This is a genomic window from Cellulomonas biazotea (assembly GCF_004306155.1).
GTDB classification, from domain to species: Bacteria; Actinomycetota; Actinomycetes; order Actinomycetales; family Cellulomonadaceae; genus Cellulomonas; species Cellulomonas biazotea.
This window is the reverse complement of sequence record NZ_BIMR01000443.1, coordinates 1-9,651: the sequence shown is the minus strand read 5'-3', so window position 1 is coordinate 9,651 and position 9,651 is coordinate 1. Positions and strand designations below refer to the sequence as shown.

The following is a 9,651-nucleotide window of genomic DNA, read 5'->3' as shown; positions in this document are numbered from 1 at the left end:
ACGGGGCCCCTCGTCGTCCGCCCCGCCGCGCGCAGGTCCGGCCGAGGCTCCAGACGGAGCCCCCGCGTGCCGACTCCTGGAGCAGGAGGCGCGATGGATGTCGGGACGCTGACGGTCGTGGTCGCAGCCACGACCGTCCTCGCCGCGCGCGCGGTGGTCCGCGTCGTCCGCGGCAGCGCGTCGTTCCCCGCGCTGGGCGTCGCAGCGCTCGTGTGGTGGCTCGCGCTCACGGCCGTCGGCGGCTACTTCGAGCTGCGGCACCACCACGCACAGGCGGCCGCGACGGCCGCCACCCGGCTCGCGTCGGGCGTCCCGGACGCCCAGGTCGTCTGCAGGCGCGCGGGCGCGGACTGGCTCGACCTGTCGGGCACGCTCGGCATGGTCCGCTACGACGATCCGCAGACGTCGATCCTGCGCGCACAGACCTGCGCCCGGCTGGGCGCGTGGCTGTGGAGCACGAAGCACGCGCCGTCGCTCGACGAGGTGGTCGCGGTGCACGTCGTCTCGCACGAGGCGCACCACGTCGCGGGCGAGTTCGACGAGGGCGTCACGGAGTGCCGGGCGCTGCGGTCGGACACCGCCGTGGCGGAGCGCATGGGCGCGAGCCCGGTGCAGGCGCAGGCGCTCGCCGCGCGGTACGTCGCCGAGGCGTACCCGTACCAGCGCGACGAGTACCTGCGCGACTGCTCGACGGTCCCCTGAGCGCCGCTACGCGACCCGCGTCGCCCGGACCAGCACCAGGTGCTCGGGGAACAGCACGGGCGCCTGCAGGCCCACCTCCGCGAGCACCCGGCCGGTGAGCCGGGCACCGTCGGGCGTCCACCACGGCAGCGACAGCCAGTGGCTGCCGAGCCCTTCGACGACGTCGCCGGGCGGCTGCGGACGCACGTGGTAGGTCGCGTCCGGGTCGAGGCCGGGGAACGTCAGACGGCCCGTGGGCAGCGACTCGGACGTCGCGGTGGCCACGACCGCGAACAGCGCGTCCGACCCGTCGGCCGCGACGACCCCGTGCACCTGGTGCGACGGGTCGACGCCGTCGGCGTGCACGGTCGTGCCGGTGTGCAGCAGCCCGCGCAGGTCCTTGTAGGCGCTGACCCACGCGGCCAGCTCGGCGCGCTGGGCGTCGTCGGCCTCCCGCAGGTCCCACTCGATGCCGAGGTGCCCGAACAGCGCGGTCCCGGCCCGGAACGACAGCGCGTGCCGCCGCCCGGTGCTGTGCGCCGTCCCGGAGCCCACGTGGGCGCCGATGAGCTCGAGCGGGACCAGCAGGTTCGTCCAGCGCTGGATCTGCTGGCGCTCCAGGGCGTCGATGCAGTCGCTCCCCCAGATCCGGTCGGTGCGCGCCAGGATCTCCAGGTCGACGCGCCCGCCGCCCGACGAGCACGACTCGATCTCCACGCCGGGGTGCCGCTCGCGCAGCTCGTCGAGCAGCCGGTACACGGCGAGCGTCTGCCCGTGCACGCCCGCGGTGCCGGACCGCCCGTGGCCGGCGTCGACGAGGTCGCGGTTGTGGTCCCACTTGAGGTACGCGATGTCGTACTCGCGCAGCAGCGCGTCGAGCCGCTCGAGGATGTACGCGTACGCCTCGGGGTGCGCCAGGTCGAGCACCTGCTGGTGCCGGGCGGGGCGCGGCAGCCGGGAGGGCACCTGCAGCATCCAGTCGGGGTGCGCGCGGGCCAGGTCGGAGTCGGGGTTGACCATCTCCGGCTCGACCCACAGGCCGAACTGCAGGCCGAGCCCGGTGACGTGGTCGACGAGCGGGTGGAGCCCGTCGGGCCACACGTCGGCGGAGACGTACCAGTCCCCCAGCCCGCGGGTGTCGTCGCGGCGCGACCCGAACCACCCGTCGTCGAGGACGTACCGCTCGGCGCCGATCGCGGCGGCGGCGTCGGCGAGCTCGGTGAGCCGCCCGAGGTCGTGCTGGAAGTACACGGCCTCCCAGGTGTTGAGCGTGACGGGCCGCGGCGTGCGCGGGTGCTGCGGGCGTGCGCGCATCCAGCGGTGGAACCGGCCCGCGAGCGCGTCGAGCCCGACGCCCCACGACCCGTAGACCCACGGGCTGGTGTAGGTGCCCCCCGCGTCGAGGCGGACCTCGCCGGGCGTGAGCAGCTCGCCGCCGCCGAGCAGCCCCGGGTGGTAGTGGCTGCGCTCGGCGAGCGTGCGGTGGTTGCCGGACCACGCGGTGTGGACGCCCCAGACCTGGCCGGCGCGGTGCCCGAAGCCGTGCGTTCCGGCGACGAGGACGAACGCGGTGTCGTAGCCGGTGCGACCGCGGCGGTTGTCGCGCAGCCGCGTGCCGTGCGTGAACGCCGTCCGCTGCGGGCTGCGCTCGCGCGCCCAGCGGCCGCTGAAGTCGAGCAGCTCGGTCGCGGTCGCGGGGACGGGCAGCGTGAGGAGCAGCCCGTCGAGCGCGTACGTGTCGTCGGCGGTGTTGGTGAGCGTCGCGCGCTGCCGCAGGAGGCCCTGCGCGGTGAGCTCGACGACGAGGTCGAGCCCGAGGCCCGCGTCGGCGTCGGCGGCGTGCACGTCGAGCCGCTGCGTGCCGTCGTCGAGCCGCGCGACCGTGTGCTCGCGCACGACGAAGGCCGTCGAGAAGTCCCGCCCGTCGCGCGTGCCGGTGAGCCCGGGCGTGCCGAGGAACCCGGCGGACTGCTCGGGCAGGACGGCGACGGGCACCTCGCCGTCGACGGGGAAGCCGATGGGCATGGGCCGCGAGACGCGGCGCAGGTCGTGCAGGACGTCCGGGTCGAGGTCGCCGAGGTCGGCGCCCCAGTGCAGGACGCGCGGCAGGGTGCCGCCGGCGAGGTCGACGACGAGGCTCACGCCGTCGGCGCGGAGGTGGTGGAGGTCGGTGTCGTGGTCAGGGGTCCCGGGGACGGCGTCGTCCCGCTGCGCAGCGCTCACCGCGCCAGTCTGTCATGCGATTGACTTACTTTATTCACTTGTCTAACAATGATCCCCGGGTACCTGGCTGCCGCTTCGGCCCCTCCCCGGAGGTCGCCGAACCGCTCGCGACGACGCGACGGACGCGCCGGACCCGCGGACCCAGGAGTGCGTGGATGAACACCCAGGACCTGTACGACGGCTGGTCGCTCACCGCCGTCGCCGGACCCGTCCCGGCCGAGCTCGCCGGTGTGCGCGTCCGGGCGCACGTGCCCGGCACGAGCCACACCGCGCTGCTCGCCGAGGGCCTCATCCCCGACCCGTACCTCGACCGCAACGAGGACGTCCTCGCCTGGATGCGGCGCACCGACTGGGCCTACGAGCGCGAGCTCGACCTCGCCGCCGCGGCCGACGACGAGCGCGTCGACCTCGTGCTCGAGGGCGTCGACACCGTCGCGACGATCACCTTCGACGGGCACGAGCTCGGCCGGACCGCCAACCAGCACCGCTCCTACCGCTACGACGTGCGCGCGCTGCTGCGCCCCGACACCCAGCGCCTGCGCGTCCTGCTGCACTCGGCGATCGTGCACGCCGAGGCGGAGGCGGACCGGCTCGGCCCGCGCCCGCTCGCCTACCAGCAGCCGTTCAACATGGTCCGCAAGATGGCCTGCTCGTTCGGCTGGGACTGGGGACCCGACCTGCAGACGGCCGGCCTCTGGAAGCCCGCCCGCATCGAGCGCTGGCGCACCGCCCGCCTCGCCTCGGTCCGCTCGCTCGTCACGGTCGACGCCGACGGCACCGGCCGGGTGCGCGTGCACGCCGACCTCGAGCGCTCCGGGCTGCCCGACGCCGACGTGCCGGTCACGGTGCGCGCGCGCGTCCTGTCCGCCGACGTCACGGTGATCGTCCCGGCCGGGGAGCAGGCGGCCGTCGTCGACCTCGAGGTCCCGCACGCCCCCCTGTGGTGGCCCGTCGGCCACGGCCCGCAGCCGCTGCCCGAGCTCACCGTCAGCCTCGGCACCGCGGGCGACGCCGAGCCGCTCGACACCTGGACGCGCCGCATCGGCTTCCGCACGGTCGAGGTCGACACGACCCCCGACGACGACGGCACGCCGTTCACGTTCCGCATCAACGGCCGGCCGATCTTCGTCAAGGGCGCCAACTGGATCCCCGACGACCACCTGCTCACGCGCCTCACCCGCGAGCGCCTGGCGCACCGCCTCGACCAGGCCGTCGAGGCCAACCTCAACCTGCTGCGCGTGTGGGGCGGCGGGATCTACGAGTCCGAGGACTTCTACGAGCTGTGCGACGAGCGCGGCCTGCTCGTCTGGCAGGACTTCCTCCTCGCGTGCGCCGCGTACCCCGAGGAGCAGCCGATCTGGGACGAGCTCGAGGCCGAGGCGCGCGAGAACGTCGCCCGGCTCACGCCGCACCCCGCGCTCGTGCTGTGGAACGGCGGCAACGAGAACCTGTGGGGCTTCATGGACTGGGGCTGGCAGGAGGAGCTGCAGGGCCGCACGTGGGGCTTCCGGTACGCGACCGAGCTGCTCAAGGGCGTCGTCGCCGAGCTCGACCCCACCCGCCCCTACGCCGACGGCAGCCCCTACTCCCCCGGCTTCGCGCTCGACGCCGTCCACCCGAACGACCCCGACCACGGCACCCACCACGAGTGGGAGGTCTGGAACCGCGTCGACTACACCGTCTACCGCGACGACGTCCCGCGCTTCTGCTCCGAGTTCGGCTTCCAGGGCCCGCCCACGTGGTCGACCCTGACCCGGGCCGTGCACGCCGACGACGGCGGCCCGCTCACCAAGGACGACCCGACGTTCCTGCTGCACCAGAAGGCCGACGACGGCAACGGCAAGCTCGACCGCGGCCTCGCGCCGCACCTCGGTGTGCCGGAGGACTTCACGGACTGGCACTGGGCGACGCAGCTCAACCAGGCGCGCGCCGTGACGTTCGCGGTCGAGCACTACCGGTCGTGGTGGCCGCGGACCGCCGGCGCGATCGTCTGGCAGCTCAACGACTGCTGGCCCGTGACGTCGTGGGCCGCGATCGACGGCGACGAACGGCCGAAGCCGCTGTGGCACGCGCTCAAGCACGCCTACGCCCCGCGCCTGCTCACGGTCCAGCCGCGCGACGGGCGCGAGATGCTCGCGGTCGTCAACGACACGGCCGGCATCTGGCAGGGCACCGTGCACCTGTCCCGGCGGCTGCTCGACGGCACGACTCTCGCCGAGGTCGAGCTCGGCCTGGCCGTCGGCGCGTGGTCCGTGGGCCTGTTCGCCCTGCCCGACGAGGTCGGCACCCCCGAGGACCCGGCCGGCGAGGCCCTCGTCGTCCGCCTCGGCGACGTCCAGGTCGTGCACACGTGGGCCGAGGACGTCGACCTGCGCCTCGACCCCGACCCGCTCACCGCGACGGTCACCCCCGTCGAGGACGGCTACCGGGTCGACGTCACCGCCCGCTCGCTCGCGCGCTCCGTGACGCTGCACGTCGACCGCCTCGACCCCGACGCGACCGTCGACCGCGCGCTCGTCGACATCCCCGGCGGCGAGACGGCGAGCTTCCACGTCCGCACGTCGGCCCGCGTCGACCCCGCGGGGCTCACGCGCGCGCCGGTGCTGCGGTCCGCGAACGACGTGGTCGTCCCCCGGGACCCGCAGCTCGTGGCGGGCGCCGAGCGTGACCTCGAGTCGTCCCGCTGAGCGGCGCACGCCCGCCACTACGCTGGCGGGCGTGACGCACGGGATGGATGCGGTCGGCCTGGTCCTCGCCCGGCCTGCCCGGATGCTCGGCCTTGAGCCCTTCTTCATGGAGCTCATCGCCGGGATCGAGGAGTCCCTCGCCGTCGAGGGCCGGTCGCTGCTGCTGCACGTCGTGCCCGACCACGAGGCCGAGATCCGTGCGTACCGGCGCTGGGGCGAGGGCCGCCTGGTCGACGCCGTGGTGGTCGTCAACCTCGCGCTCGAGGACAACCGCCTCGACGTGCTCGGCGAGCTCGGCATCCCGACGGTCGTCGTCGGCGGCCCCACGCGCGACCTGCCGTTCGCGAACGTCTGGATCGACAACGGGCAGGCGATGCGCGACGCCGTCGGCCACCTCGTGGGCCTCGGGCACCTGCGCCTCGCGCGCGTCTCCGGACCGCGCACCCTCGCGCACACGCAGGCGCGGACCGAGGCGTTCGTCGCCGAGTGCGCCCGCCTCGGCGCGCAGGGCTCCGTGGTCGAGGGCGACTACGGCGAGGAGTCCGCGACCCGCGCCACCCGCGCACTCCTGGGCCGCGGCGCGGCGCCGTCCGCGATCATCTACGACAACGACGTCATGGCCATCGCCGGCCTGCGCGTCGCCGCGGAGATGGGCGTCCCCGTGCCGGAGCGGCTGTCGCTGCTCGCGTGGGACGACTCGGCCCTGTGCCGCCTGTCCAGCCCCGCCCTGTCCGCGATGAGCCTCGACGTGCACGCCATGGGTGTCCAGGTCGCCGACTGCGTGCTCAACCTGCTCGCCGACGGACCCGTCACCTCGTACACCGCGCCGCAGCCCCGGCTCGTCACGCGCGGCTCGACCGCACCGCCCGCCGGCCGCACCCCCGCCTGACCCCCGCCGGCGCCCTCGACACTGCTTCGTGACCTGCCCCTCAGGGCGTCCACCTGCGCAGACGCCCGCCGGGTGGTTGGGTAGGAGGATGAGCGCGGCCCCTGCCCCGGTCCCTGTCGACGCCGGTACTCTCGGCGCGGTCGCCCACGGCGCCTACTACGACCCGCACGGCGTCCTCGGCCCGCACGTCGGCGACGGCGGCGTGACGATCCGCAGCCTGCGGCCCCTCGCGGACAAGGTCGTCGTCATCACCGCGGACACCCGTGTCCCCGCGCAGCACGAGCAGGACGGTATCTGGGTGGCGGTCCTGCCGGGCACGGACGTGCCGGACTACCGCATCGAGGTCACCTACGGGCAGGACGTGAGCCTCGCCGACGACCCGTACCGCTTCCTGCCGACCGTGCAGGAGCTCGACCGACACCTCATCCGCGAGGGCCGCCACGAGCAGCTCTGGACCGTCCTGGGTGCGCGCGTGCGCACCTACCCGGGCGTGCTCGGGGACGTGGAGGGCACGTCCTTCGCCGTCTGGGCGCCCAACGCCCAGGCCGTCCGGGTCGTCGGCGACTTCAACTACTGGCAGGGCGCGACGCACGCGATGCGCTCGCTCGGCGAGAGCGGCGTGTGGGAGATCTTCGCCCCCGGTGTCGGCGCCGGTGCCCGGTACAAGTTCGAGATCCTCGGCCGCGACGGCTCGTGGCGGCAGAAGGCCGACCCGATGGCCCGTGGCACCGAGGTCCCGCCCGCCACGGCGTCCGTCGTCGTCGACTCCCGCTACACGTGGACCGACGCCGAGTGGATGGCCGACCGCAGCCACCGCGACCCGCACACGGGCCCGCTCAGCGTCTACGAGGTCCACCTCGGCTCCTGGCGCGCCGGCCTCTCCTACCGCGAGCTCGCCCACCAGCTCACCGAGTACGTCGTCGACATGGGCTTCACGCACGTCGAGTTCCTGCCCGTCTCCGAGCACCCGTTCGGCGGCTCGTGGGGCTACCAGGTGTCGTCGTACTTCGCGCCGACCTCCCGGTTCGGCCACCCCGACGACTTCAAGTTCCTCGTCGACGCCCTGCACCGCGCGGGCATCGGCGTGATCATCGACTGGGTCCCCGCGCACTTCCCGAAGGACGAGTGGGCGCTCGCGCAGTTCGACGGCACGCCGCTCTACGAGCACCCGGACCCCCTGCTCGGCGAGCACCCCGACTGGGGCACGTACGTCTTCAACTTCGGCCGCTCCGAGGTCCGCAACTTCCTCGTCGCGAACGCCGTCTACTGGCTCGAGGAGTTCCACGTCGACGGCCTGCGCGTCGACGCCGTCGCGTCGATGCTCTACCTCGACTACTCGCGTCGTCCGGGCCAGTGGCGCCCCAACAAGTACGGCGGCCGCGAGAACCTCGACGCGATCTCGTTCATGCAGGAGGCCAACGCCACCGCCTACAAGCGCGCCCCCGGGATCCTCATGATCGCCGAGGAGTCGACCGCGTGGCCCGGCGTCACCGCCCCGACCGACGGCAACGGCCTCGGGTACGGCCTGAAGTGGAACATGGGCTGGATGAACGACACCCTCCGCTACGTCGCCGAGGAGCCCATCCACAAGCGCTACCACCACCACGAGGTCACGTTCTCGATGGTGTACGCCTACTCGGAGCGGTTCGTCCTGCCGATCAGCCACGACGAGGTCGTGCACGGCAAGGGCTCCCTGTACGAGCGGATGCCCGGCGACCACTGGCAGAAGCTCGCCGGCGTGCGCCTGCTGCTCGCCTACCAGTGGACCCACCCCGGCAAGCAGCTGCTGTTCATGGGCAGCGAGTACGCCCAGCAGACCGAGTGGGCCGAGGCACGGTCGCTCGACTGGCACGCCCTCGACGACCCCGGTCACCGCGGCGTCCAGGCCAGCCTGCGCGACCTCAACCAGGTCTACCGGCACACCCCGGCGCTGTGGCAGCTCGACCACTCCCCCGAGGGGTTCGAGTGGATCGACTCGGACGACGCCGACCGCAACACCCTCGCGTACCTCCGCAAGGGCGTCGACGCCCCGTCGGCGGCCGTCGTCGTGAACTTCGCGGGCGTCCCCCACGAGCAGTACCGCCTGGCCCTGCCGCACGGCGGCACCTGGCGCGAGGCGTTCAACTCCGACAGCGAGTCGTACGGCGGCTCGGGGGTCGGCAACCTCGGCCAGGTCGAGGCCGAGGCGGTCCCGCACCACGGCCGCCCGTTCTCCGCCTCGGTCCGCATCCCCCCGCTGGGTGCCGTCATCTTCGTCGCCGCCGAGCCGCCCACCACCTGACGGGCTCGGCGCGCACCGCCGACCCGCGACAGGACAGACGCACCGGCAGCACCGCGACCCCCGACACCACCTCACCCGAGCAACAGAAGCGCGACCTCGGGCCTCGTCTCAGGCGAGCGGCAGCAGCGCGACCTCGGGCCTCGTCTCAGGCGAGCGGCAGCAGCGCGACCGCGGAACGCGGATCAGGCGAGCGGCAGCAGCGCGACTTCCGGCTCGGGGTCGGTCGCGAGCCGGGCGTGCGTCTCGACGTCGAAACGCTCCGTGCCGTACCGCAGCTTCGACCGCTCGACGCCCTCAGGACGGAAACCCGAGCGGGTCGCCACCGCGCACGACGCCGGGTTGTCCGTGCGGTGGCCGAGCTCCAGCCGGAACAGCCCCAGCTCGTCCACGGCCCAGCGCGCCGCGGTCGACAGGCCGCGCGTCGCAAGCCCTTGTCTGCGGACGCGGGCCTCGATCCAGTAGGACATCCACGCGGTGCCGTGCGCCCGCTCGACGGCGCTCACCCCGACATTGCCGACCGCCACGCCGTCGACCGCCACGGCGAACTGGTACGACGACGCCGAGGGCGCTGCGAGTCGCGTCTCGATGAACGCGGCACAGTCCTCGACGTCCTGCAACGATGCCCCACCGAGCTGCCGCGCGAGGTCAGGGCTGCCCACGAACGCGGAGTACAGGGCGCCGGCATCCGCCGTCGTCCACCGCCGCATCTCGACGAAGGTCATCGGCACCGCTCCTTCCACGCACAGCACGCTTGCCGGGACGACGCCCGCGCCCGTGCGCGAATGTCGGGGAAACAGAAAGAGCCACCCCCGAAGGGGTGGCTCTTTCTGAATGAGTGTCCGGCGGCGTCCTACTCTCCCACACCCTGGCGAGTGCAGTACCATCGGCGC

Annotated in this window: 6 protein-coding genes; 4 read left to right on the top strand and 2 right to left on the bottom strand. The window is 73.7% G+C overall.

Annotation, left to right across the window (positions count from 1 at the left end; all coding sequences use genetic code 11):
• The first annotated feature begins 93 nt into the window (after window positions 1-93).
• Entirely contained in the window at window positions 94-702 is a 609-nt protein-coding gene (locus CBZ_RS19965) for a hypothetical protein (protein WP_130783176.1), read from the top strand.
• Window positions 703-708: 6 nt separating this feature from the next.
• Here the strand turns inward: CBZ_RS19965 and CBZ_RS19960 are convergent, their stop codons facing one another.
• Complete coding sequence (locus CBZ_RS19960; protein ID WP_130783175.1) at window positions 709-2,904, bottom strand: alpha-galactosidase; 2,196 nt, start codon at window positions 2,902-2,904, stop codon at window positions 709-711.
• A gap of 155 nt (window positions 2,905-3,059) precedes the next feature.
• On the opposite strand from CBZ_RS19960, the gene CBZ_RS19955 reads away from it, so the two are divergent.
• The 3 genes from CBZ_RS19955 to glgB all read left to right on the top strand — a co-directional run bounded on the left by CBZ_RS19955 (window position 3,060) and on the right by glgB (window position 8,761).
• A complete protein-coding gene (locus tag CBZ_RS19955) occupies window positions 3,060-5,591 on the top strand; it encodes a glycoside hydrolase family 2 protein (protein WP_130783174.1) in 2,532 nt (843 codons plus the stop codon).
• A gap of 31 nt (window positions 5,592-5,622) precedes the next feature.
• On the top strand, window positions 5,623-6,480 hold the full coding sequence (locus CBZ_RS19950; protein ID WP_246013570.1) for a LacI family DNA-binding transcriptional regulator: 858 nt from the start codon (window positions 5,623-5,625) through the stop codon (window positions 6,478-6,480).
• 88 nt (window positions 6,481-6,568) lie between these two features.
• Complete coding sequence (glgB, locus tag CBZ_RS19945) at window positions 6,569-8,761, top strand: 1,4-alpha-glucan branching protein GlgB (protein WP_130783172.1); 2,193 nt, start codon at window positions 6,569-6,571, stop codon at window positions 8,759-8,761.
• A gap of 182 nt (window positions 8,762-8,943) precedes the next feature.
• Here the strand turns inward: glgB and CBZ_RS19940 are convergent, their stop codons facing one another.
• On the bottom strand, window positions 8,944-9,483 hold the full coding sequence (locus CBZ_RS19940) for a GNAT family N-acetyltransferase (protein ID WP_130783171.1): 540 nt from the start codon (window positions 9,481-9,483) through the stop codon (window positions 8,944-8,946).
• Window positions 9,484-9,651: the final 168 nt, after the last annotated feature.